The sequence below is a fragment of the Acinetobacter sp. WU_MDCI_Abxd143 genome, from assembly GCF_025514195.1.
Classification (GTDB): domain Bacteria; phylum Pseudomonadota; class Gammaproteobacteria; order Pseudomonadales; family Moraxellaceae; genus Acinetobacter; species Acinetobacter pittii_H.
In genome coordinates this window covers 405,610-429,924 of the sequence record NZ_JAHPTH010000002.1, presented here as the reverse complement: position 1 = coordinate 429,924, position 24,315 = coordinate 405,610, and the positions used below count along the sequence as shown (strand labels likewise).

The following is a 24,315-nucleotide window of genomic DNA, read 5'->3' as shown; positions in this document are numbered from 1 at the left end:
ATAATAAGGGCATCGGTTAAGCCTAATAATTCAATTTAATGGACTAGATAAGATGAATAATTTTGCAGTTTCTCGTAATGACTTTAACGAGTGGATGGTTCCAGTTTTTGCACCGGCAAATTTCATTCCGGTACGTGGCGAAGGTTCACGTATTTGGGATCAAGAAAATAAAGAATATATCGATTTTGCAGGCGGGATTGCAGTAAACGCATTAGGTCATGTGCATCCAGTGGCAGTAAATGCTTTAACAGAACAAGCAACAAAACTTTGGCATGTAGGCAATGGTTATACAAATGAACCCGTTCTACGCCTTGCAAAACAACTCACTGAAAATACATTTGCAGATAAGGTTTTCTTCTCTAACTCAGGCGCAGAAGCGAACGAAGCTGCTTTAAAACTGGCTCGTAAAGTTGGACTAGACAGCGGTGTTGCTGGCAAAAGTGGCATTGTGGCATTTAACAATGCGTTCCATGGCCGTACCTTATTTACTGTTTCAGCGGGTGGTCAACCTAAATATTCACAAGACTTTGCACCACTTCCAAATGGCATTAACCACGTTGCCTTTAATGATTTAGAAGCTGCCAAAGTAGTCATTAATGAGCAAACTTGTGCAGTCATTGTTGAGCCAATCCAAGGTGAAGGCGGAGTTATTCCTGCTGATATCGAATTTTTAAAAGGCTTAAGAGCACTGTGTGATGAGTTCGGTGCCTTACTGATTTTTGATGAAGTACAAACCGGTGTTGGCCGTACAGGTGCACTGTATGCCTACATGAACTTTGGTGTTATTCCAGATGTATTAACGACAGCAAAAGCACTAGGCGGTGGTTTTCCAGTCGGTGCAATGTTAACAACCGATAAGTTTGCTCCACATTTTTCAGTCGGTACACATGGTACGACTTATGGTGGTAACCCGTTAGCAAGTGCGGTTGCGGGTGCAGTGTTTGAGTTTATTAATACACCTGAAGTGCTTAATGGTGTCAAAGAGCGTCATGACTACTATAAAAACGCTTTAAATAAATTAAATGAAAAATATGAAGTCTTTAAAACGATTCGCGGTGAAGGCTTATTGATTGGTTGTGCGTTAAAAGATGAATTCGCTGGTAAAGCAAAAGACATCAATAACCTTGCGGGCGAAGAAGGTTTACTGAGTCTGATTGCTGGTCCAAACGTTATACGTTTTACGCCGTCTTTAATCATTCCATTTGCTGATATTGATGAAGGTCTAAAACGCTTTGAACGTGCGCTTGCTCGCTTTGTGGAAATTCAAAAGGATGAACAAGCAGCATGATGATTATTCGCTACATTGAGCCTAAAGATGTTAATGACCTTTACCTGTTGGCGCAAAAAGCAGGTTTTGGTTTGACATCTCTGCAACCAAATATGGAAAAGTTGGCTGCTCGTATTGAACGGGCATGTAAAACAGTCGCAGGTGAACTTCCAAAGGCAGATCAGGTTTACTTATTTGTTTTAGAAGATACTGAACTCAACAAAGTTGTCGGGGTTTGTGGAATTGAAGTCGCACTTGGTTTAAAAGAGCCTTGGTATAACTTTCATGTTGGGACACAAGTGCATGCGTCAGAACCCTTAAGTGTTTATAACGCTTTACCTACTTTGTATTTGAGTAATGACCATACCAACTGTAGTGAGCTTTGTACTTTATTTTTAGACCCTGACTATCGCTTAAATAAAAATGGCAAGTTTCTATCTAAAGTCCGTTTCTTATTTCTTTCAGCATTCCGTCAATATTTTGAAGAAACGATTGTTGCCGAAATGCGCGGATATTCTGATGCCAATGGGCAGTCACCATTTTGGAATGCGGTAGGTCATAAGTTTTTTAATATTGAATTTACCAAAGCCGATTACTTAAGTGGTGTCGGGCAAAAGGCTTTTATTGCTGAGCTGATGCCAAGACATCCCCTCTATGTCGATATGTTACCTGACGATGCGAAAGCCGCGATTGGCATTGTGCACCCGAATACTCGACCAGCCTACAATCTCTTGCTTGAAGAAGGACTGCGCTATAAAGGCTATGTCGATATTTTTGATGGTGGCGCAACGTTGCAAGCAGATATCGAAAATTTAAGGGCGATTAAAGAAAGTCAATCCGTAACGGTACAAGTCGAACAAACTGAAAATATCGCTGTAGGGGATGAATCTTACATTGTGGCCAATGATGATTATGAAAATTATCGGGCCATTCTTGTGTATAGCAAACCTCATCAGAACATATTGCAGTTAACAAAAGAACAGTCAAAACAATTGAATGTTGAAAATGGTTCTTTAGTTCGGGTGCTCAGTGTTCACGTTAAACGGGCTTCTAGTCCAGAAGTGGTCAATAAACTCAAAGAAACTGAACATTTGCGAATGGCTGTTAATTAAGCGGAAATTACTATACATTTCACCAATTTTAAGAGGGAATAATATATTATCGCTAGCGCAAGATGGGTATATGGATAAATACGGTCTTGCTCTCTGAGCTGGAATTAATTAGCCTGCTTTTTTATATAAAGGGTAAATCAATAAAATATTAATTAGTTTATATATTTTAAATGTTTATCGAAATTATATTTTGGAAATCAGGTTAATATAATAATGAAGGAAAGGAATGATGAATAATTTTTATTGTTATAGGTGATGGCTTTTAAAAAGGAATTTATAAGGTCTTAAGTGATTTAATAATATTTTAGAATGGTTTAATGGACTAAATTAATAATCATATAATTTGTTTATTATTAAAGCATTTACGACGGTTGTTATAAATTGGAGTAAATATTACATGAGTAAGAATAACGGAAAGCAGTTCCTGGAAGGAGATCTTCTTGGTAGTCAACATATGACTGATCAAGAAGAAGAGAAATTGCAGCGCTCATTGACAAATCGTCATATTCAAATGATCGCAATCGGTGGTGCAATTGGTACTGGATTATTTATGGGTTCCGGGAAAACATTAAGTGTTTCGGGTACTTCAATTGTTTTAACCTATTTAATTATTGGTTTCTTCTTTTTCTTCGTGATGCGGGCAATGGGTGAATTGTTGCTTGCGAACACGAATTTTAAAACCTTCGCCGATTTTGCAACAGCTTATCTCGGTCCATGGGCGGGGTTTTTCCTTGGTTGGTCCTACTGGTGTAACTGGATTATTACTGCGATTGCCGATGTGATTGTGATCGGAGGGTACATGCAGTTTTGGTATCCCGATTTACCCGTCTGGATTCCAGCATTTACATCATTAGCGATCTTGACCATACTCAATTTTGTGGCCGTTCGATTGTTTGGTGAACTCGAGTTTTGGTTCTCACTCATCAAAATTACTGCAATTATTCTATTTATTTTGGCTGGTATTTATTTAATTGGGACTGGATTTACTTCACCAAATGGGGTTAAGGCCTCAATGAGCCATTTGTTTGAAACAGAGTCGATGTTTCCTTATGGCGTTACAGGTTTCTTGGCTGGCTTCCAAATTGCCATCTTTGCATTTGTGGGTATTGAGCTGGTTGGTACGACTGCTGCAGAAACTAAAGACCCGCATAAATCACTTCCAAAAGCGATTAACTCTATTCCTTTACGCATTTTATTATTCTACGTAGGCGCATTGGTTTGTATTATTGCGGTCACATCTTGGGCTAAGGTTTCACCAGAAAAGAGCCCATTTGTAGAAATGTTTACTTTGGTCGGGTTACCAATTGCGGCAGGTTTAATCAACTTTGTTGTTGCAACTTCGGCCTTATCTTCTGCAAATAGTGGAATCTTTGCGACCAGCCGTATGTTATACGGTTTGGCTTTAGACAAGGATGCACCTAAAAGCTTTAGTAAGCTGTCAAAAAGAAAAGTTCCAATTCGCGGACTCGTATTTTCAATGGCGTGCGTAACGGTTGGAACATCTATTTTATTTATTGTTCCAAATGTCATGACAGCATTTACGATTATCTCAGCGCTCACTTCAATTTTATGTATTTTTACGTTTATGTTGATTGTGCTTTCATATATTTATTATCGTAAGAAAAGTCCTGAGCTACATATCCAGTCAAAATATAAAATGCCAGGTGGTTTATTTATGGCATGGATGACCATGTTGTTTTTAGTGTTTACTATCTTAATTTTGGCTTTAGACCATGATACTTTAATTGCACTTGAGTGCTCACCAATCTGGTTTATTGGTTTATTTATTGCCTATAAATATAAAAAGAAAAAGATGTTGCAGCTTGATATCTTAAAATCTCAAAAGGTTGATTATATTTAAGTCGAGTATAGTTGTTTTTATATTAAAGCTAGGTGGGTGCCTAGCTTTTTTATTTTTAAAATAATAATTTTTAGTTAAGATAATTTGTTTATGGTTCCAACATTTAGCAGCAAACTTACTCAGAAAATTTTTGTAAGGTCTGAAATGTTTTTCAGGATTTTAAATATAGTCATAAATATTAAAATGAATTAAATTGATTTTAAAACTAAAGATTACAAAGTAAAAGGAATAGTAATCCCATGATACTTAAGTGTAATGATAGTAATTTGTACGATTTTACTATGGGGAAAAGATATATCTGTTTTGGGATGCAATTTAATGAATATCGAAATGAAACAAAGGTATCCGTTCGCCGTGATTCAGATGGTACCCCTGTTATTGTAGATATTTCTAAATTTGAAATAATTAATCCTAGTATACCTGAAGGTTGGGAAATTTCATTTTATAGACAGGAAGATACTATAACGACGACTATTGAACCTAAAGAATTTAGTGGAGAATTTTGGGATGACTATCATGATGGGAATCCTAAAATGGAAAAATTATTTGAAGATACTTATTTAAAGATCTATAAATTTCATAATTTTTCTATTACGTCCGGTTGATTAATTAAAACCCAATAAAAAAGCCTCATTACGAGGCTTTTTTATCTTCTATTATTTAATATTTGGATCGCCTTTTTTCAAGAAAAAGCGGATCGCTAATTTTTGTAGGAATGTCCCATAAGGAGGGTGGAAAAGCTGAGTCGGGAAGAACCGATGGCGAATAAATACAGTTTTTGCATGAGAAAGTTCACGAAAACCTTCTTCGCCATGATATGACCCCATGCCTGAGTTGCCGATACCACCAAAAGGAGCGTCATGGTTAACTACATGCCAGCCCCAGTCATTAATGGTCACACCACCCGAATGAGTTTCACGTAAAATCCGGTCGCGTTCTACTGAGCTATGCGTAAAGCAATAAAGCGCTAAAGGTCTTTCGTCCGATTTCACATAGGTAATCGCATCATCTAAAGAATCATATGCCACTACAGGTAAAATAGGGCCAAAGAGTTCTTCTTTCATAATGCGCATATCTGGTGTGCAATTCAGCACAATCTGTACAGGCATTCTACGGCCTTGTTGGTCAAAGCTATACGTATCGCAAGGAATAACACGTGCACCTTTTTCTTGTGCATCGGTCAAAATATCTTGAATACGTTTTAAATGGCGGTCGTTCACAATAGATGTGTAATTCTCATTGTTTGTGATGTTTTGACCAAACATTTTTATAAAGCTGGATTTTGCTGCATCCACAAACTCATCAATACTTTCTTTAGGAACCAACGCGTAGTCAGGCGCTACACAGATTTGACCACTATTAGTTGCTTTGCCATGGGTAATACGTTTTGCCGCATCGGCAAGTGGGTAATTACGGCTCACAATTGCCGGTGATTTACCGCCTAACTCAAGTGTAACAGGTGTTAGATTTTCAGCAGCAGCTCGCATGACGACTTTGCCAATAGTAGGGGAGCCAGTAAAGACAATATGGTTAAATGGCAAAGAGGTAAATCTTGCTGGATCTGTAATTTCTTCACCAAATACGGCCACTTCATCTTCGTTAAAGACTTCGGCAAGCATGCGTCTTAGCATGGCATTGGTATTTGGGGTAATTTCAGGGAGTTTAATCATGACTCGGTTGCCCGCAGCCAAAGCAGCAATGAGTGGGCCAAGTGCTAAATAAACGGGGAAGTTCCAAGGAACAATTACACCAACCACGCCTTTAGGTTGGTATTGCACACTTAAACGGTTTGATAAAAATAAAAGCTCGGTACGGCGTTTGCTTGGACGCATCCAGCGGCGTAAATGATGAATCGCATGATCGGCTTCCAACACAGAGCCAAGCAAATCTAGTAGTTTAGATTCATCAAGTGATCTTGAACTAAAATCAGAATTAATCGCAGCAGCTAAAGCATCTTGATAGCGAATAATTTGTTTTTTGAGTTGATGCAGTTTTGTGCGGCGTGACTCAAGACTTGGGTAGGGATCTGCCTCAAAATTGGCACGTTGTTTGGAAAAAATAAGTTCCATATGTTCTGTGGCAGAGCCGCTATATTCTTTTAAAGTGGAGCTTTCCATTATTGTTCCTTCCATACTTTTGCTTATCATACTTTATGCTTGAAGCGTCGTATGGTCGATGTTAAATTGAGACAACAAGAGGTAGTTTAGTGCCATTATGCACGTCACTCTAGGGATGGTGTGAGTTAAATGCCTAAAAATATTTATAAAAATGCAAATAGTGTCATTGAAGGAAATTATGATAATACATCCTTAGGTTCGAATACATATTTGCTGGGTTTGACCAGTTTATTTGATGAAATAGGGTTGCAAGGCATTCAATATCAAATGTTCTATCTGGCACAAATATTTCGCCAGATACGATGAATCAATCCTCTTTATATATTTCTCAAGTCCAAAAAATTCAGCTATTTCAAAATATTCAAAAACTATCTCATGATCCCTTGATCGGACTACGCGCAGGGCAAAAGCAGCGGTTGTCTGATTTTGGGGTATATGGCTATGCGTTATATTCCTCACGTAATTTTAGACAAGCAGTCGAGCTTGGTATTCGACACATTAAGCTTGCAGGGCCTATTTTAAAAAAGTCATTTTATATTCGTGATGATGTTGCCGTTTTTGAAGGGCAGGACATTATTGCACTTGGTAAGCTTTTGCCTTTAGTGTGCGAGTTTTGGTTTAGCTCCATGCAAACTTTAATTGAACGGGTACTTGAAAGACCATTTCAAGCGAAGAAGCTTTTATTACCTTATCCAGCGCCTGACTATGCTGAAGAATATGAGAAAGTTTTTCATTGTCCCGTTCAGTTTAATGCTGGGGTGATGCAATGGAACTTTGATTTAAAGTGGCTCGATGTACCTTGCCCAAATGCCAACCCGATTACCGCTGATAGGTGTAAATCGTTTTGTGAGCGGATGCTAGGTGCTGCTGAACTTGAGGAGCCTGAGTTGGTGAAAACAATCCGTTTAATATTATTGGATGGAACAGGGCTTTTTCCATCAGCTCAAGAAATGGCTGAACGCTTACATATATCAAAGCGGACCTTACATCGACGCTTGGCAGGTTTTAGTCTGACTTATCAAGAATTATTAGATGAAACTCGGCGCCGTCTTGCCGATGAATATTTGCGAGAAACAACTTTAACCGTAGATGAAATTGCGGAGAGAATTGGCTTTTCAGATACCTCTAATTTTAGAAAAGCCTATCGTCACTGGACAGGCATTTCACCAAATGAGTATCGAATACAGTACCTAAATTAGATTAAGGTTTGTTTGTTATTTAAATCGAGAGAGTAACTTTTTCTGCAAAAATGGATTACAGAGCAAAATCGCAAATAAAATAATAAATATGCCGATAATGCTGAATAGATCTGGTAATTCATGCCAAAAAACAAATCCCCAAATTCCTGCAAAAATAATGGCAATGTAATTCATTGGGCCAATTTGTCCTGCCGGTGCTAAGCTGTAGGCATAAGACATAAACAGTTGACTAATATTAGCTAAAAGTCCTGCGGCAATGAGTAGGCCTAATTCGTGCCAAGTAAAAATGCGCCAATGCCAGAACATGGGAATAGAGGAAATTAAACTACCAAAAATACAGAAGTAAAAAACGATACGCTCAGGCGGCTCTGTACTGGTTAAAGCTCTTACAGTCACAAAAGCCATTGCTGATAAAAAGCATGCACCCAAGCCAATAAAAGATAATGCGTTAAATAGACCTTGATCGGGTTTAGCGACAAATAAAACTCCAATGAGCCCAATCACAGCGGCAAAAATCATAGACTTGGTAATTTTTTCTTTTAAGAAAAGCCATGCAATCAGTGGAATAAAGATAGGAGATGAATAACTAAAAACCATAGCATTCGATAGTTTTAAGTTCGCAATTGCATAGAAAAAACCATACATTGCGGCAAGACCCACTAAGCTTCGCCACGTGTGCATCCAGAGTTTATCGGTTTTAATAAAGTCTAAACCCTGTTTAAACAGCATCGGAATAAAAATAAATAAACCCACTGCATTTCTAAAAAACACGACGGTCGCATTGTCTACCGTTTCTGAAGCAAAACGAATGCACACTCCCATAATGGAAAATAATAATGCCGATGTCATAAGACAAAGCAGCGCTTTTCCAAGTTGAGTTGAGGGGAGATTTGAAGCAGTCTGATTTTGCATAGAGAAATAGGGTTCTTAATTTTCGATGTTATTTTAGCAGTGATGATAAGTTTTGGTGAAATGTGTCGTAATTTATATGGAAAATGCGAAAAGATGAGGTGATATCCCTCATCTTTTAAACTTTATTAGGTCACTGGTGCAGGGTTAAATACAGCGAGTGAGTTATGAATACCCCAACGGTCTGACCACGTTTGTTTTTCACCGCTAGCTACTTGTAAAATCAGCTCAAAAAGTTCCCAGCCCACTTCTTCAATAGTTTTCTTCCCAATAGCAATATCGCCAGCACTGATATCAATCAGGTCATACCAACGGTTTGCAATATTGTTTCGGCTTGCCATTTTAATGACAGGTACGGCTGCCAGTCCGTAGGGTGTACCACGACCTGTGGTAAAGACTTGGACCGTAATTCCAGATGCCATTTGCTGCGTACCACAGATAAAGTCACTTGATGGTGTTGCCGCAAAAATTAATCCTTTTTTTGTCGGTCTTTGGCCCGGTGCGAGAACTTCTACAATCGGTGAGCGGCCTGATTTTGCAATTGATCCCATCGCTTTTTCTACAATGTTATTCAGTCCACCTTTTTTATTGCCGGGTGTGGTATTGGCACTTCGGTCTACTTGGCCTGCTGCTAAATAGTCATCGTACCATTTCATTTCCCGAATTAGATCTTTGGCAACTTTTTCATTTACTGCGCGTGGAGTAAGTAGGTGAATACCATCGCGGACTTCTGTAACTTCCGAAAACATGACGGTGCCGCCACATTGCACAATCAAGTCAGCTGCGAAACCAACGGCAGGGTTAGAGGTAACTCCCGAAAATGCATCACTCCCACCACATTGCATGCCTACAACTAAATTAGAAGCTGGAACTTCTTCTCGAGTACGCTGATTAAGCTTTTCAAGGTGTTGTTCTGCCACGGTTAAAATATGGTTGACCATACTTTCAAAACCGTTGTGGCGTTCATCTTGCAACTGAATAATATCTTCGTTTGCTAGGGGAATATATTTGTTTTCTTTAGGAATATTTAAAAGCCGTTCGGGTTGCATTTTTTCGCAGCCCAGACTTACCACCATAATTTCTCCACCAAAATTAGGGTTGAGTGCTAGGTTATGTATGGTACGAATAGGAACAATTGCAGCGGGGGCATCGATTGCCACACCACAACCATATAAATGGTTTAATCCGACTATACCATCTACATTTGGATATTTTGGAAGTAAATCACGTTCAATAATTTTAACGACATAATCGACAATACCTTCTACACAGTTAACACTGGTTGTAATACCTAAAATATTCTTTGTGCCGACACTGCCATCTTTATTTTTATAACCTTTAAATGTATATCCGCTCAAGACTGGAAGCTTTGGATCAGGACGAGTTGCTAACTCAAGATCATCTAGCTCAGGTGCCTCAGGCATTTGGGTAACGGCTTCATTTACCCATGAACCTGCGGATAAATCTTTATTGGCATAACCAATAATTTCCCCATAACGAACAATTGCTTCACCTTGCTTTAATAACTTTAATAAAACTTTATGTCCCTGTGGCACATGATCAACCAAGATGAGTTGGTATTCTTCAATATGTGTAGAAGGTGGTAAACCGCCGTCATTCACTACAATGGCTACATTATCAAGAGGACTAATTTTTATGAGGAGAGGCTTCAGCATGATCGTTCCTTGTATACATTTGAAGAGAGGTCATAACGCTTAAGTTAGTTAAGCGTTATGACTTAAAGTTTTAAGAGGTAGGTTTTAACTCGAAGCGCTGGATTTTGCCCACAATAGCGGTATAGCAAATGACAGCTGCAATCGCATGCACACCGACATAAGTCAATGCAAGGTTGAAAGAACCAGTACTTGCTAAGATATAGCCGATCACAATTGGGGTCACGATTCCTGCCGTATTACCAAACGCATTCATCATTCCGCCTGATAAGCCCACCATTTCTTTTGGTGCAACATCAGACATGACTGCCCAACCTAAAGAGCCGATGCCTTTCCCAAAGAAAGATAAGGACATAAAGAATACGATTGCTGCTTGAGAGTCGACGTAATTACACATAATGATTGAGGTTGAAACTAAGAATCCGACTACGATAGGTAGCTTTCTTGAAAAGCTTAAGCTGTAATTCATTCGAATTAACTTATCTGAAATCAAGCCACCTAAAATTCCACCTACAAAGCCGCAGAGTGCAGGTGCAACTGCTGCAAAACCAGCTTCTAAAATGCTGAGATGTCTTTCTTTGACAAGGTAAACAGGGAACCAAGTCAAGAAAAAATAGGTCAGTGTATTTACACAATATTGCCCAATAAAGATACCGAGCATCATACGAGAAGCAAGCAGTTGTTTAACTTTGCTCCAAGTAATTTTCTCTTTTTTACTATTTTGGCTATTTTCACCCATGTCGAGTAAAGCACCTTCTGAAGCAATATATTTTACTTCTTCAGGATTTACTGTCGGATGGTTGGTCGGGCTATAAATAACTTTAAGCCAGATAAAGGAAAGAATGATTCCAAGACCACCCATGACCCAGAAAATAGACTGCCAGTGGACGGTTGCAACAAGCCAACCCATGAGGGGAGCAAAAAGTACGGTTGAGAAATAAGAGGATGAGTTAAAAATGGCAGCGGCAGTTCCACGTTCTTTGGTTGGAAACCATGCGGCAGCAATTTTACTGTTACCCGGAAAAGCAGGCGACTCAGACAAACCCACTAAAAATCTGAGTACAAAGAGTGAAGTAATGATGGTCGCAGTATCACCTAAAATGTCGGTAAAACCGATTAAAACCGTGAATAAAGACCATAAAAACAGACTCCAGAAATATACACGGCGAGCACCAAACTTATCGAGTAGCCAACCACCTGGAATTTGACCAATTACATAGGCCCATGCAAAGGCCGAGAAAATATAACCCATGGTGACTGAGTCGATTCCCAGCTCATGAGACATTGGCGTTGCAGCCATTGAAAGGGTTGCACGATCACCGTAATTAAAAGCCGTGACCAAAAAAATCATCGCAAGAATGTAGTAGCGAGTTTTTGTATGTTTGGCTCTTTGCTGAGTCACTACAGCAATATTTGTTTGCAGATTATCCATATACAAACTCTTTTAATAATCGACCTATTTGCATATCCGTGAAATAGGTGACGTCATGTCAAATTCATCGATAGAATAGATGAGAAAACGGAATTTTGTATCTACTCTATAGTCCTAGTTCTAAAACCGCGTCTTTAGATGTATGACATCATATGATTAAAAATATTATTTTGGCAAGTAGGGTCGAAAAATAATTTTTATGCGGTTTTATATTGACAAGTTGTCTGATGTCTTATAAGTTTTGGTAATGAAAAAATAGTATCAGAATGCCAAGGAGTATTTTAATGGCGACCTCTACACCTATCGTTAAATCAATTCGAGCAATTCCTGTTGCTGGACATGACAGCATGCTGCTCAATTTGAGTGGTGCTCATGGACCTTATTTCACTCGTAATATACTTATTATCGAAGATAATTCTGGAAATATTGGTGTAGGTGAAATTCCAGGTGGAGAAAAAATTTTAGCGACGTTAAATGATGCTAAAGCCTTGGTAGAAGGGCAGCCGATTGGCGAATATAAAAATCTACTCAAGAAAATTCAGCAAACTTTTGCAGATCGTGACAGTAGTGGCCGAGGCAATCAAACCTTTGATTTACGTACTACAATTCATGTTGTAACGGCTTATGAGTCAGCATTACTTGATTTGCTTGGCAAGCATTTAAATGTGAATATCGCAAGCTTACTAGGTGAAGGCCAGCAACGTAGTGAAGTTGAAGTTTTAGGATATTTATTCTTTATCGGTGACCGAAAACAGACTTCATTAGACTATGCGACTACACCTCAGCATAACCATGACTGGTATAAAGTCCGTCATGAAAAAGCGTTAACACCCGAGGCAGTACAGCGTTTAGCAGAAGCATCTTATGACCGTTATGGGTTTAAAGACTTTAAGTTAAAAGGTGGCGTGTTACAGGGCGAACAAGAAGCTGAGGCAGTAACTGCAATTGCGCGCCGTTTCCCGGATGCACGTGTAACACTTGATCCAAACGGAGCATGGTTTTTAGATGAAGCAATTGCTTTAGGTAAACACCTTAAAGGGGTGTTGGCCTATGCAGAAGACCCATGCGGTGCAGAACAAGGTTATTCAAGCCGTGAAATTATGGCCGAGTTTAAACGTGCAACAGGCTTACCGACTGCGACCAATATGATTGCTACGGACTGGCGAGAAATGTCACATAGTATTCAATTGCAAGCTGTTGATATTCCTTTGGCTGATCCACATTTTTGGACATTGGAAGGCTCGGTTCGAGTGTCGCAGCTCTGCAATATGTACAATTTAACGTGGGGTTCGCATTCTAATAATCACTTTGATATTTCACTTGCGATGTTTACCCATGTTGCTGCCGCCGCGGTAGGTAAGGTTACGGCAATTGATACACACTGGATTTGGCAAGAAGGTACAGATCAGCTAACGAAAGCGCCGCTTGAAATTAAAGACGGTAAAATTCAGGTGCCAACAGCACCGGGACTTGGGGTTGAGCTGGACTGGGAGCGAATTAATCAAGCCCATGAACTTTATAAATTAAAAGGTTTAGGAGCTCGTAATGATGCCGATGCGATGCAATTTTTAATACCAAATTGGTCGTTTAATAATAAAAAGCCGTGTTTGGTTCGTTAATGTTTTACCGATATCTTTGAAAAATTCGCTTTTTGAGTTTTCTTAATACTTTGCTGTCCATATGGGCAGCTTTTTTTATGTCTAATGATTAGCCATAAAATTAAGAATTTTTAACTATATTTTATAAAACAATAGGTTGGGTTGTTTTTGGTAATGAACTTTGATCTTTTTAAAAAATTTAATTTTTCAGAGGAAAAATATATTGATTAAAATAAAATTTATGATGTAAGATGTCTGACAACATAAACATGTATGGATATTTCCTAATGGATGCTCTTGAGTTAAAAAACATTGTTTCTGATGGCCTTCTTTCTTTTCCGGTTACTGACTTTGACCAAAATGGGGACTTTAACAAATCTTCTTATGCAAAACGTCTTGAATGGTTAGCGCCTTATGGTGCAAGTGCATTATTTGCTGCGGGTGGTACAGGCGAGTTTTTCTCGTTAACTGGAAGTGAATACTCTGACGTGATTAAAACTGCGGTTGATACATGTAAAGGTAGTGTACCGATTATTGCTGGGGCAGGTGGTCCGACACGTCAGGCGATTGAACAGGCAAAAGAAGCAGAGCGCTTAGGTGCACACGGTATTTTGTTAATGCCACATTACTTAACTGAAGCAAGCCAAGAAGGTTTAATTGAACACGTTAAGCAAGTATGTAACTCAGTAGACTTTGGCGTAATTTTTTATAACCGTAGCGTTTCAAGATTAAATCTCGATTCAATCCAAAAGTTAGCCGAGATGTGCCCGAACTTAATCGGTTTTAAAGACAGCTCTGGTCAAATCGATATGATGACAGCAGTGACTCAGACTATGGGTGATCGTTTGTCGTATTTAGGTGGTTTACCAACAGCAGAAGTTTTTGCAGCGCCATATAAAGCCTTAGGTTGTCCGGTTTATTCGTCGGCTGTATTTAACTTTATTCCAAAGACTGCAATGGAGTTTTATAACGCGCTTCGCAGTGATGACTTTGAAACAACTAATCGTTTGATTAAAGATTTCTTCTTGCCACTGATTAAAATTCGCGACCGTAAATCTGGTTATGCGGTAAGCATGATTAAAGCAGGTGCCAAAATTGTTGGGCATGATGCAGGTCCTGTGCGTCCACCATTAAGTGATTTAACTCAAGCAGACTATGAAGATTTGGCTGCCCTCATTGCGACACTTGGTCCGCAATAATTCTAACTGTTTAGGTATTGGAGCTTTAAAATGAGTAAAAATAACGGTCGGCAGTTTATTAATGGTCAACGTGTTGCTGCAAATGCGCCAGCTCTAGAAAGTATAGCTGCAAAAGACTATCAGCCAACAGGTTATGTATTTAGTCAGGCGACCCTTGAAGAAGTGGATCAAGCTGCTCAAGCTGCACATAACGCTTTTTTAGTTTATAGCCAAACTTCTCAAGAGCAACGTGCCTCTTTTCTTGAAGAAATTGCTCGCCAAATTGAAGCATTAGGTGCGAACCTGCAAGAAGTCGCTTCACTTGAAACAGGCTTACCACTTGCTCGTCTTCAAGGAGAGACAGGCCGTGTTAATGGTCAGCTTCGACTGTTTGCTGAACTTTTACGCCGTGGCGATTTTTATGGTGCTCGTATTGATGTGGCATTACCAGAACGTAAGCCTTTGCCGCGTGTTGATTTGCGTCAATATAAAGTTGGGGTAGGACCGGTTGCTGTGTTTGGCGCGAGTAATTTCCCGCTTGCATTTTCAACAGCTGGCGGTGATACCGTAGCTGCTTTAGCAGCAGGCTGCCCGGTTGTCTTTAAAGCACACTCTGGCCATATGGCAACTGCTGAGCTTGTTGCAGAAGCCATTGAAAAAGCAATCGAAGTTTGCGATATGCCTAAAGGCACATTCAATATGATTTTTGGCGGCCGTATTGGCGCAAACTTGGTGGAACATCCACTGATTCAAGCAGCCGGTTTTACGGGTTCTCTTGAAGGCGGAATGGCACTTTATAACCTTGCGCAGAGCCGTCCTCAGCCGATTCCATTTTTTGCTGAAATGTCGAGTGTGAACCCTGTGGTGGTTTTACCTGAAGCACTTCATTCACGTGGTGAACAGATTGCACAAGATACGGTTGCTTCTTTTAATATGGGATGTGGCCAGTTCTGTACAAAACCGGGGTTAATTTTAGGCGTACAAGGACCTGAATTTGACAGTTTCGTAGCAGCTTTAGCTGAAAGCACGCAAAAAGCTGTGCCTCAGGTCATGCTGAATGAAGGAACTTTAAAAAGCTACCGTCAAGGTATTGATGCTTTAAACAGTGAAGCTGGTTTTGAAGTTATTGCGACGGGTCAAGAGGCCGAGTTAGTTTCTCAAGCAAAAGCACATCTATTTAAAGCAGATCAATCTGTTTTATTGTCAGGCAACCCAAAACTACAACATGAAGTTTTCGGGCCAATGTCGATTGTGATTGGTGTAGAGGATGAAGCGACTTTGTTAAAAGGGATCGAGGCTTTAGGCGGGCAGCTTACGGCAACCATTATTGGTGATGAAAATGAGTTGTCTAAAGCAGGCGAGCTTCTTCATTTGCTAACCGGTAAAGCTGGTCGTGTATTGTTTAACGGCTTCCCGACAGGAGTTGAAGTGTCTGATGCCATGGTACATGGTGGTCCTTTCCCTGCAACCAGTGATGCACGCGGAACTTCGGTGGGTACGGGAGCGATTGAGCGTTTCTTGCGTCCGGTATGTTTCCAAAATACCCCACAAGTTTTATTACCCGATGTATTAAAAGATAGTAATCCACTACAGATTACTCGTCTGGTCAATGGGCAATTAACTCAGGCTCAAATTTAAAAGTTGTGCAGCTCAATCAATGGTATTGAGCTGCATATTTTTAACTTATTCAACGCATTATTAAATATCAATAGAAGCATAAGTTGCTTACTTTTTAAATATGTGTGAGGGTTTGATAACAGAGATAAAATATTTTGATTTTAATAACTTAGAGGTATAAAAACCGAATATGACTATCGTCTAAGTTTATAGTAAAATGAATTTTCTAATTTTTTCAACATTTCATGAGTTCTTCAGATTATGTCTAGCGCAATTAAACCTAGATCAACAAAAAAACTAAGCCAGATTATTGTAGAACAACTGATCGAAAAAATTCAGTCTGGAGACTTCCAAGTCGGAGAGAAAATTCCGACCGAACTTGAATTAATTGAAACTTTTGAAGTAAGCCGTTCTGTTATTCGTGAAGCAATCACTGAGTTGCGTTCTTTAGGGTTTGTCGAGACTCGTCACGGGATTGGTACTTTTGTAAAAGAGCAGACGGTTGAACAGAATTTTTTGCTGTCTAATGCCAGTTTAGAAACCATTAACGATATTGTTTCTTTACTTGAGCTTCGGATTAGCCTTGAGTCTGAAGCTGTTTTTTTAGCATCTGAGCGCCGTAAGCAAATCCATATTGATAAAATGAAAGCTGCGCTTGAAGACTTTGAACGTCATATTTCATCAGATGCAAATGATGGCACAGTAAAAGCTGATTATGATTTCCATATTGCCATTGCTGAAGCTTCTGAAAACCAATATTTCGTTGATTTTCTAAAGTATCTTGGCGAAAAAATTATTCCGCGTGCACGTGTTAAATCTATTGAGCAAAGTCCTGAAAATCGCGAGGAATATTTAAAAGCGGTTCATCATGATCATGTCAATATTTATAACGCAATTGTCGATCAGGATGGTTTGTTGGCTCGACAAATGATGCGAGCTCATTTGTCTAAAAGTATTAAAAAGTTTAAGCAGTAAAACTTGAGCTAAGATTAGGCAGAGTAAGATAAAAAAGAGAGCTTATTTAAGCTCTCTTTTAATTTTTAGGGTGCTATTTACAGCTAAAGTTTTCGGCTTTTTTGCTATCGCCTTGACCATTGTAACGGGCAATCAGCGGGTAAGGGCAAAGTGGACGGGTGCGGTCAGGTGCCCAGTCTTGTGGAAGTTCAGTATTCACTTGACCACTCGGGTTACCTGCACCGCGTGCAGTCGCAATGATTTTGTCAGGTGCTTGCCCATATTCGACCCAGTTGACTAAGGCAGTCAATGCATCAAATTGGTCGGTCGCAATGCCATCACGGGTATGGTTCATACCTGGAACTCTAAAGAAACGTGCGAATTCAGGTGCTGTGCCTTTTGCATCATTTTTATAGTGTTGTAGCAGTTGATCGTACCAATTTTGGGTGTCATCTACAGAGAAAACGCCGTCTGCTGTGCCTTGTACCACAATCATTTTTCCACCGTGATTGCGGAGTTTATCCAGATTAAGTTCATCAGGTGGCATCATGAAAGACATGGAACTTTCGGTATAAACATCATTGGTTGCTGATAGTTTTGGATAGTCGGTATCGAAGTTAAAATTAAAGGCGAATTGTCTAGAGTTTTGAGTCACAGTTGGGTCTGGTGGAACCTGAAAAAGAATGCCGACTGCAACGGGGTCACGCGCTGTTCCCACCGAAGATTCAAATTTCCAGCTTGCCCAGTTACTACCGACTAAACCAGGGTCGAAAGGCTGGGTTGCATAGAGCGCTTGTCCAGCAGAGTTTACAGGGCCGTGGTAAATGTTGGCTAATACATCAATTTGTTCGGTGCTTAAACAAGTACCATCTCTTGTGCTTGAGCAAACGGGTACATGCTTATGAATATCAAAAGCCGTACGGCAAGCCTCGACGTCTTGAACTAGTCCATCTGCAACACCGTCTAGAGCATCGCATTGATCTAAAATCGCTTTTGCTAAAACTTTACGCTCTGAAAGGGTCAGGGCGGTACTTAAGTCATTTTCATCTGTTGCGACACGACGAAGCTGTTGTGCGGTGTAGAGTTGAGCTGCGGCCGCACGAGGTAAATGAAAACCCGGTGTACTTGCTAAAATTCCATCATATTGGTCACCCAAACGGGTTGCGGCAATCATTGCATGCCGTCCGCCGTTTGATGTGCCGCCTGCATAGGAGCGGTCTGGCAATTTACCATATGCGGCTTTAATTAAGTTTTTTGCCATAGGCGTGAGTTTGGTAATTGCACCATAGCCGTAGTTGATTCTGGCTTGAGGGTCTAAACCAAACATTGGATTTTGTGAAGCGTTATGTCCAGCATCGGAAGAAATAACAGCAAAACCATCATGCAGGGCATTGGTCAGTGGACCACCGCTACCGACCTGACCCGTTGCAGGTACTAAATTACCATCGGTTCCGCCATTGCCTTGATAGAGAAAACGGCCGTTCCAGTCTATTGGTAAGCGCATTTCAAAACCAATTTGATAAGTTTGTCCATCTACAGGGCTTACCCGTTGATCCATATAACCTTTGACCAAACAATGTGCGCCAATCGGTTTGTTGGCGACAGTCAATGTGCCTGCTTCTTGAAGGGTGGCAGAGCTAATCACCGTATTGTTGTACTGAAATCCGAGTAAGTCTGAACAGCTTCCTGTCATTTTTACGCCAACAGCAGGAGATAACTGCGGTGGTTTGGTTGTTGACGGAACCGTTGTGTCATCATTATCACTTCCACAGCCTACCAAAGAACCAAGTATGGCAAGCACCAAAGCGGAGCGGGTCAAAATTCGTTTATTGTTGGTGTAATTCATTTATTCATATCCTTATTGAATGAATGTTTGTAATTAATCTAAAACCAGAAAATTAGCTGTGCTTCGTGCAATCATTTTGTTGTTTTGCCAAGCTTCACTTTCGAGATTCAGTACGGTTTTGCCTTGTTTAATGAATCGGCATTTTGTAATGACTTCGCCCACAGCACAGGGCCTTAAAAAATCCATCGTTAAGTTGATGGTGGTAGCGGGTTTATGGTCATTGGCGAGATATGCAAAAAGTCCCATCACGTCATCAAGCATGGCGCAAATCATGCCACCTTCAATGGTGCCGCGTGGATTGGTAAAGCTTTCTAGCGCCGTGTAGTGGATGGTGAGTTCAGTGTTCTTATCATTCCAATAAATATTGTGTCCACCCAAATGATGGTGGATGGGTGGTAAGTGTTCTAAAGTTTTTTGATCCATAATGAAGGGTCCATCCTTTTTGTAGGTGTTATAAAAATTATTATTTCAGGGTGTAGGCATCATAAATAACCGCTTTGCCCAAGCGCATTGCACTACCTACCGCAACGGTCTGGTTAAGCCATGAGTATTTAGGTGAGCTGGTTTCAAACTGCATGGTAATTTTGAAATAGTAATTTTTCGGGTCGACATCTTTGCCTTGAGCAAGCTGTTTTAGTGTTTCTGCCGAGCCATGTCGGTAACCTTTGGTTTGAAGATAAATGAGTGCACCGTCATCGGTTTCTAACAAGTATCGCGTATCAATAATTGCCAGTCCTTTACTGTCGACAATTTGCCAATCTGCGCCATTATTTAAAATACGGCCTTTAAGTGATTTGCCTTCAAATGTCCCACCGGTAATGGGAATAATTCGGCGTTTACCTGCATCACTGGTGGTGCCTAACTCCCAAACAGGCGCATTTAGATCAACACTAAATTTTGCTAAAGGCTCAAGTTTAATAGGTGGCGGGCTATATTGTGTTTCGGCATGAGTCAGGCTAATGAGACAAATTCCGCAGAGTAGCGTTACAACTTTCTTCATGATGAATTTCTCGAAATAAAAAGAGGTTCTATGTGTGACAGAACCTCTCGTTTTGAATTATTTAAATTTCCATGTGTAGTCGATGTTGATACGGGTTTCGTTTACAGGTTTGATGTTGGCTGTAGAGAGCATGTTGTTGTCATAAATGGCGTAGCGTGCGCGTAACCCTAGATTTTTTAACCAGCCACTTTGAACGGTGTAACCTAAATCAAAGTCCGTTTCGCGTTCTTTTAAATTGGTTCCGCCTAAGTTAGGTGCATAAATATTGTGGCCTGTGGTGTAACGGGTCATAAAACGTAAACCCGGTACATAATCTTTAAAGTCGTATTCATAGCGGAAGCTATAGGCTTTTTCTTTTGGGTTTAAAAACTCACCCGGCCATGTGTCAATGAGAAGCCCAGTTTCACCTCCTGTTAAATACGGAAACGCGGTGTCGCCGTGATGCTGAAAAGTTCCGAAAATAAATTTATGGTTTTGATGTTTGAGTTCGAAATGCGCATGATAAAGGTCATTATCGACTAAACCTGCTTTTGCTTGTCCGTCATCTCGGCTGCGGTAGTAACGTAATTGAGAGCTAAAATTAGTAGTATCATTAATTTTGTGTTGATGTAGTGCGCCGACCATGGTTTGGTTATAAAGATCATCAACATCCATGTAAAAAGCGGTGAGCTTGAGTGCAGGATTAAACTGATAGTTTCCACCTAAGTAATAAAGCCCATCCGTTTCAGCACTTTTAAATCGTCCATTCACCCCTGAAATTTTTATTTTTTCATAGTTGGTCGAATCACGATGATTCACTTTATCGATGTAGGCCGCTTGTAAGTCGAAATCTTTAATATCTTTACTGGTCAGTGAAATTCCTCGATAGGTTTGAGGAAGTAAACGAGCAGGTGAAGCCACTAAAACTGGGTTCATCGGCATTAAGGTACCAATGCGTAGTTCAGTTTGGCTCATTTTGGCTTTTGCTGTGACCCCAATTTCGCCATAAGAGTCAGCAGGTTCATTGGTGCGCGTGTCTCTAGGTAAGTTTCCTGTACCGCCATGCTCTGCATCGGCATCAAGTTTAAAACCCGCCGTTGCAAGCACATCCAGCCCAAATCCGACAGTCCCTTCGGTATAATCTGAATTGGCTTTGAGAATAAACCCTTGTGTCCAGTCCTTGGCAGCAGGGTAAGCAGATTGCTCTTGATAGTCGCGGTCAAAATAGAAATTTCGCGTGGTGAGTTCTACTGAACTGTTGTCAATAAAATTGCCAGCCCACACTGAACCAGAGAGCATAAGGGTAGAGTACATCCATAATTTCGACATAGCATTTCTTCCTGAAATAACATTTTTTGTTTTCAATAAGGCATAGTTGTTGTGTCTGCCTTGTTTGGTTTTAAATCGAATTATTTTCCGAGCAGTTCTCGGGCCACGATTTCTTTCATAATTTCATTGGTTCCCCCATAAATTTTTTGTACGCGTGCATCCACAAAAAAGCGTGAAATTGGATATTCCTGCATGTAACCGTAGCCGCCAAAAAGCTGAAGTAATTGATCAATCACTTCACATTGAGCATCGGTAATAAAGCATTTCAGTGCGGCAACTTGAGTGACGCTTAACTGGTGTTGTTGATACAGCGCTGCACATTGGTCTACAAAGGCTTGAGCGGCTTTTGCTTTGATGTGTGCATTTGCGAGCACAAAGCGCGTGTTTTGCATTTGGCTTAAAGGTTGCCCGAAAGCTTTACGTTCCAGCACATAATCTTTAGTAATTTCAATGGCGCCTAAAATGGACCCCAAAGCCATCATAGAAATACTCAAACGTTCACGAGGTAACTCTTGCATTAAATAAGCAAAGCCTTGTCCTTCCTCACCCAAACGCTGAGTTGCAGGCACATACACATCATCAAAAAATAGTTCGGCTGTATCTTGGGCATGGAGTCCGATTTTTTGTAATGAACGGCCTTTTTTAACGCCATCTAACGCAGCATCGACTAAGAAAATTGAAATGCCTTTTGCTTTGGCTTGCGGATCGGTTTTCGCCACCAGAACAATCAGGTCGGCATGCAATCCATTTGAAATAAACGTTTTTGAACCATTAATACGGTAGTGGTCATTTTCTAAAGTGGCTTGAGTGCGTATGGCTTGTAAGTCTGAACCCGCATTGGCTTCGGTCATGGCAATTGCAGTGACGACTTCACCTGTCACCATTTTCGGTAGCCAATAACGTTTTTGCTCTTCAGTTCCGATATTTTGCAGGTAAGGAGAGACCAACTCATTTTGCCCACCAATGGCAACAGCTAAAGACGCAAAGCCCGCTTGAGCCGTTTCTTGAACCAGCATGAGGGAATAATGAACAGGAGCGCCGTAACCGCCATACTCCTCGGGCACATCGACGCACAAAAAACCATTTTCCCCAAGACGAAGCCATAGATCACGTGGGATGAGGCCATCGTGTTCCCATTGTTCATAATATGGAGCAACCTGTTCTTTTAAGAACCTGCGATAGCTGTCCCGAAATAGTTCAAATTCTGTATCGTGTGGCATGTTGAACCTTTTTTGGCAAAAGTGAGGCTAAGGCCCAAACCGAAGTTTGAGCTTCCTTTTTTATTTCAATTGCTTATTGTTTTAAGGTGGGCACCCGAATAATCAGCGGGTTATCAGTCTGCTTTTGATAAAGCTCATCAATTAAAGCGGCACGACGCTTGATAATACTGCTTTGATTGAGATTGCCTTTATCGGTTACTTCACCGGCATCTAACTGAGGTGGTTCGGTCATTAAATAAAGCATTGAGACTGTATTTGAGCTACCGGTCGCATCTTTATTAAAGGTCGTTAAAAATTGGCGGAACCATTGCTGGACTTTAGGATGCTGTAATATCTCTGTTGCAGAATGCTCACCAAGCTTAAGGCCAGCATATTGAGCACAAGCTTCAAGTTTTGGAAAAATCAAAAAGCCAACAGCATTTAGATTTGAGCCTGTAATACAAACATCTTGAACCAGTAAATTACCTTGAATAAGCACTTTGTTGCGTAGTGTGCCCACATTCACAAAAGTGCCCGTATTGAGTTTAAAGTCTTCGGCAATTCGTCCGTCGTACATCAAGCCTTTGGTTGGATCATTGACATCGACTAAACGAACAGCATCACCAGTATGGAAAAAGCCTCCATCATCAAACACAGTGCTTTGCTGGTCCGCCTTTAAACGCCAATAGCCTTTCATGACGTGTTTGCCACGAACACAAAACTCTAGTTTGTCACCACATGGAACCAACTTAATTTCGCATCCCGGAGCAGGGTATCCAATAAAGCCAGCCATTACGCGTGGGCCAGTTGTAAAAGCACAAGAGGGAGCAGTTTCAGTCATGCCCAATCCACTCATAATGCGAATTTTTTCTCCACAATGTTGCTGAGCAATTTTATCGAGTCTGTTCCAGCCCGCTTCTGAAAGTGCTGCACCTGCAAAGAATAAAATTTTAACTTTGGCAAAAAAGCGGTCTCTTAATTCTTCATCTTTTTCTAATGCTTCGGTGAGTTCTTCCCAACCTTTTGGCACATTTAAATAAACTGTTGGAGAAATTTCTTTGAGATTACGAATGGTTTCGTCAAATTTTCCTGCAACAGGTTTGCCATCATCAATGTAAATCGTACCGCCGTTATAGAGTGCGATGCCGACATTGTGACTGCCGCCAAACGTGTGGTGCCAAGACAACCAGTCGAGTAGGACAGGTGGTGTTTCTTCAAACTCAGGGAAAGTTTGTAATAACATTTGCTGATTAACACACAACATTAAATGCGTGGTCGGTACAGCTTTAGGCAATTTAGTTGAACCTGATGTAAATAAGAATTTGGCAATCTGGTTTTCATCAAGAGTTTGGTAAAACTCTTGAACATTTGAAACTGGTGTATCTAACAGCGATTGAAAAGACGTGCAGATCTGATCGCCCACAATCCCTTTATTTGTGATCACTTCAATATCGGATGTAATACATGCCTGAATGGCTTTGGCAAAGGCTTGTCCATCGCTGGCATAAACCATACCAGGTGTGAGTACTTCAAATACATGTTTGAGTTTGCCAAAGTCTTGAGAAATCAGAGAGTAGGCAGGGGAAATAGCCGAGAAAGGCACACCCGCCAGCATGGCACCCATAGAGAGTGTTAAATGCTCAAGATCATTGCCACTTAAAATGACGAGTGGTCTTTCTTGACTTAAATTACGGTCATGCAAAGCTTGAGCAATGTGCCATGCGCGTTGTAGAACTTCTGCATAACTCAGTTTGACCCATTCGCCTTGAGCATTGCGTTTTGCTGCAAAAATATGGTCGGGTTTGGTTTGTGCAAAATGAATTAACCGATCTGTCAGTTTTTGTGGATACGGTTTTAATTGCTCTTTTGGGCTGATATAGAGCGTGTCATCTTTATAGTGATAATGAATATCATGTTGCCCTAATTTTACGAACCGTTCGCGGTCTTGTGATTGAGTGGCATTCATTTGCATTTCTTTCACTCCATGGAAAGCGCATCACTGCGCTTTATTTTTTTGCATCATGCAATTTTTATTTAATATGTTG

18 protein-coding genes and 1 pseudogene are annotated in these 24,315 nt (G+C 40.4%); 9 read left to right on the top strand and 10 right to left on the bottom strand.

From position 1 onward, the window contains the following. Positions 1-52 precede the first annotated feature (52 nt). The 4 genes from KTI79_RS06895 to KTI79_RS06880 all read left to right on the top strand — a co-directional run bounded on the left by KTI79_RS06895 (position 53) and on the right by KTI79_RS06880 (position 4,845). Positions 53-1,288, top strand: a complete 1,236-nt coding sequence (locus KTI79_RS06895) for an aspartate aminotransferase family protein (protein WP_032054835.1) — start codon at positions 53-55, stop codon at positions 1,286-1,288. Continuing rightward, on the top strand, positions 1,285-2,379 hold the full coding sequence (astA, locus tag KTI79_RS06890; RefSeq protein ID WP_032054834.1) for an arginine N-succinyltransferase: 1,095 nt from the start codon (positions 1,285-1,287) through the stop codon (positions 2,377-2,379). Before KTI79_RS06895 ends, astA begins: the two co-directional genes overlap by 4 nt. Positions 2,380-2,776: 397 nt before the next feature. Beyond that, entirely contained in the window at positions 2,777-4,240 is a 1,464-nt protein-coding gene (locus KTI79_RS06885; RefSeq protein WP_032054833.1) for an amino acid permease, read from the top strand. Between the two features lie 281 nt (positions 4,241-4,521). Further along, positions 4,522-4,845, top strand: a complete 324-nt coding sequence (locus KTI79_RS06880; protein WP_228132454.1) for a hypothetical protein — start codon at positions 4,522-4,524, stop codon at positions 4,843-4,845. A gap of 51 nt (positions 4,846-4,896) precedes the next feature. Here KTI79_RS06880 and KTI79_RS06875 read toward each other — a convergent pair whose 3' ends face one another. Further along, positions 4,897-6,357 carry a coniferyl aldehyde dehydrogenase gene (locus KTI79_RS06875; RefSeq protein ID WP_032054830.1) on the bottom strand — a complete coding sequence of 487 codons (1,461 nt, stop codon included), beginning with the start codon at positions 6,355-6,357 and terminating at the stop codon, positions 4,897-4,899. A gap of 129 nt (positions 6,358-6,486) precedes the next feature. Between KTI79_RS06875 and KTI79_RS06870 the strand changes: the two are divergent. Beyond that, positions 6,487-7,556: pseudogene (locus KTI79_RS06870) on the top strand (AraC family transcriptional regulator). Between the two features lie 15 nt (positions 7,557-7,571). Here the strand turns inward: KTI79_RS06870 and KTI79_RS06865 are convergent. From KTI79_RS06865 to KTI79_RS06855, 3 genes are all read right to left on the bottom strand, one after another. Continuing rightward, on the bottom strand, positions 7,572-8,468 hold the full coding sequence (locus KTI79_RS06865; protein ID WP_032054829.1) for a DMT family transporter: 897 nt from the start codon (positions 8,466-8,468) through the stop codon (positions 7,572-7,574). Between the two features lie 125 nt (positions 8,469-8,593). Beyond that, positions 8,594-10,141, bottom strand: coding sequence for a galactarate dehydratase (gene garD, locus KTI79_RS06860; protein ID WP_032054828.1), 1,548 nt, complete (start codon positions 10,139-10,141; stop codon positions 8,594-8,596). 70 nt (positions 10,142-10,211) lie between these two features. Next, positions 10,212-11,570: an MFS transporter gene (locus tag KTI79_RS06855; protein WP_002120540.1), complete on the bottom strand. Its 1,359-nt coding sequence runs from the start codon at positions 11,568-11,570 to the stop codon at positions 10,212-10,214. A 284-nt stretch (positions 11,571-11,854) separates the two neighbouring features. Here KTI79_RS06855 and gudD point away from each other — a divergent pair, with 284 nt between their 5' ends. The 4 genes from gudD to KTI79_RS06835 all read left to right on the top strand — a co-directional run bounded on the left by gudD (position 11,855) and on the right by KTI79_RS06835 (position 16,938). After that, on the top strand, positions 11,855-13,189 hold the full coding sequence (gene gudD, locus KTI79_RS06850) for a glucarate dehydratase (protein ID WP_086375960.1): 1,335 nt from the start codon (positions 11,855-11,857) through the stop codon (positions 13,187-13,189). Positions 13,190-13,455: 266 nt separating this feature from the next. After that, positions 13,456-14,367 (top strand): 5-dehydro-4-deoxyglucarate dehydratase, encoded by a 912-nt coding sequence (gene kdgD / locus KTI79_RS06845; protein WP_009387806.1) that lies wholly within the window; start codon positions 13,456-13,458, stop codon positions 14,365-14,367. 30 nt (positions 14,368-14,397) lie between these two features. Beyond that, positions 14,398-15,984: an aldehyde dehydrogenase (NADP(+)) gene (locus KTI79_RS06840; protein ID WP_086375961.1), complete on the top strand. Its 1,587-nt coding sequence runs from the start codon at positions 14,398-14,400 to the stop codon at positions 15,982-15,984. Positions 15,985-16,224: 240 nt separating this feature from the next. Further along, complete coding sequence (locus KTI79_RS06835) at positions 16,225-16,938, top strand: FadR/GntR family transcriptional regulator (RefSeq protein ID WP_000092887.1); 714 nt, start codon at positions 16,225-16,227, stop codon at positions 16,936-16,938. Positions 16,939-17,011: 73 nt separating this feature from the next. Here KTI79_RS06835 and KTI79_RS06830 read toward each other — a convergent pair whose 3' ends face one another. The 6 genes from KTI79_RS06830 to KTI79_RS06805 all read right to left on the bottom strand — a co-directional run bounded on the left by KTI79_RS06830 (position 17,012) and on the right by KTI79_RS06805 (position 24,251). Beyond that, positions 17,012-18,763 (bottom strand): tannase/feruloyl esterase family alpha/beta hydrolase, encoded by a 1,752-nt coding sequence (locus KTI79_RS06830; protein WP_086375962.1) that lies wholly within the window; start codon positions 18,761-18,763, stop codon positions 17,012-17,014. Between the two features lie 33 nt (positions 18,764-18,796). Next, the gene (locus KTI79_RS06825) at positions 18,797-19,186 is read right to left on the bottom strand and encodes a PaaI family thioesterase (RefSeq protein WP_032054825.1); all 390 of its coding nucleotides are present in this window, start codon (positions 19,184-19,186) and stop codon (positions 18,797-18,799) included. 40 nt (positions 19,187-19,226) lie between these two features. Further along, positions 19,227-19,763, bottom strand: coding sequence for a DUF3237 domain-containing protein (locus KTI79_RS06820; RefSeq protein ID WP_032054824.1), 537 nt, complete (start codon positions 19,761-19,763; stop codon positions 19,227-19,229). Between the two features lie 57 nt (positions 19,764-19,820). Beyond that, the gene (locus KTI79_RS06815) at positions 19,821-21,071 is read right to left on the bottom strand and encodes an OprD family porin (protein ID WP_199937064.1); all 1,251 of its coding nucleotides are present in this window, start codon (positions 21,069-21,071) and stop codon (positions 19,821-19,823) included. Positions 21,072-21,151: 80 nt separating this feature from the next. After that, positions 21,152-22,291 carry an acyl-CoA dehydrogenase family protein gene (locus KTI79_RS06810; protein WP_086375964.1) on the bottom strand — a complete coding sequence of 380 codons (1,140 nt, stop codon included), beginning with the start codon at positions 22,289-22,291 and terminating at the stop codon, positions 21,152-21,154. Between the two features lie 73 nt (positions 22,292-22,364). Then, entirely contained in the window at positions 22,365-24,251 is a 1,887-nt protein-coding gene (locus KTI79_RS06805; RefSeq protein ID WP_171073840.1) for a feruloyl-CoA synthase, read from the bottom strand. Positions 24,252-24,315: the final 64 nt, after the last annotated feature.

Coding starts and splice junctions, on each gene's coding strand:
- KTI79_RS06825 (WP_032054825.1), bottom strand. CDS start 19,186: ATGGATCAAAAAACTTTAGAACACTTACCACCCATCCACCATCATTTG.
- KTI79_RS06855 (WP_002120540.1), bottom strand. CDS start 11,570: ATGGATAATCTGCAAACAAATATTGCTGTAGTGACTCAGCAAAGAGCC.
- astA (WP_032054834.1), top strand. CDS start 1,285: ATGATGATTATTCGCTACATTGAGCCTAAAGATGTTAATGACCTTTAC.
- KTI79_RS06885 (WP_032054833.1), top strand. CDS start 2,777: ATGAGTAAGAATAACGGAAAGCAGTTCCTGGAAGGAGATCTTCTTGGT.
- KTI79_RS06865 (WP_032054829.1), bottom strand. CDS start 8,468: ATGCAAAATCAGACTGCTTCAAATCTCCCCTCAACTCAACTTGGAAAA.
- KTI79_RS06810 (WP_086375964.1), bottom strand. CDS start 22,291: ATGCCACACGATACAGAATTTGAACTATTTCGGGACAGCTATCGCAGG.
- garD (WP_032054828.1), bottom strand. CDS start 10,141: ATGCTGAAGCCTCTCCTCATAAAAATTAGTCCTCTTGATAATGTAGCC.
- KTI79_RS06875 (WP_032054830.1), bottom strand. CDS start 6,357: ATGGAAAGCTCCACTTTAAAAGAATATAGCGGCTCTGCCACAGAACAT.
- kdgD (WP_009387806.1), top strand. CDS start 13,456: ATGGATGCTCTTGAGTTAAAAAACATTGTTTCTGATGGCCTTCTTTCT.
- KTI79_RS06820 (WP_032054824.1), bottom strand. CDS start 19,763: ATGAAGAAAGTTGTAACGCTACTCTGCGGAATTTGTCTCATTAGCCTG.
- KTI79_RS06895 (WP_032054835.1), top strand. CDS start 53: ATGAATAATTTTGCAGTTTCTCGTAATGACTTTAACGAGTGGATGGTT.
- KTI79_RS06835 (WP_000092887.1), top strand. CDS start 16,225: ATGTCTAGCGCAATTAAACCTAGATCAACAAAAAAACTAAGCCAGATT.
- KTI79_RS06880 (WP_228132454.1), top strand. CDS start 4,522: ATGGGGAAAAGATATATCTGTTTTGGGATGCAATTTAATGAATATCGA.
- KTI79_RS06830 (WP_086375962.1), bottom strand. CDS start 18,763: ATGAATTACACCAACAATAAACGAATTTTGACCCGCTCCGCTTTGGTG.
- gudD (WP_086375960.1), top strand. CDS start 11,855: ATGGCGACCTCTACACCTATCGTTAAATCAATTCGAGCAATTCCTGTT.
- KTI79_RS06840 (WP_086375961.1), top strand. CDS start 14,398: ATGAGTAAAAATAACGGTCGGCAGTTTATTAATGGTCAACGTGTTGCT.
- KTI79_RS06815 (WP_199937064.1), bottom strand. CDS start 21,071: ATGTCGAAATTATGGATGTACTCTACCCTTATGCTCTCTGGTTCAGTG.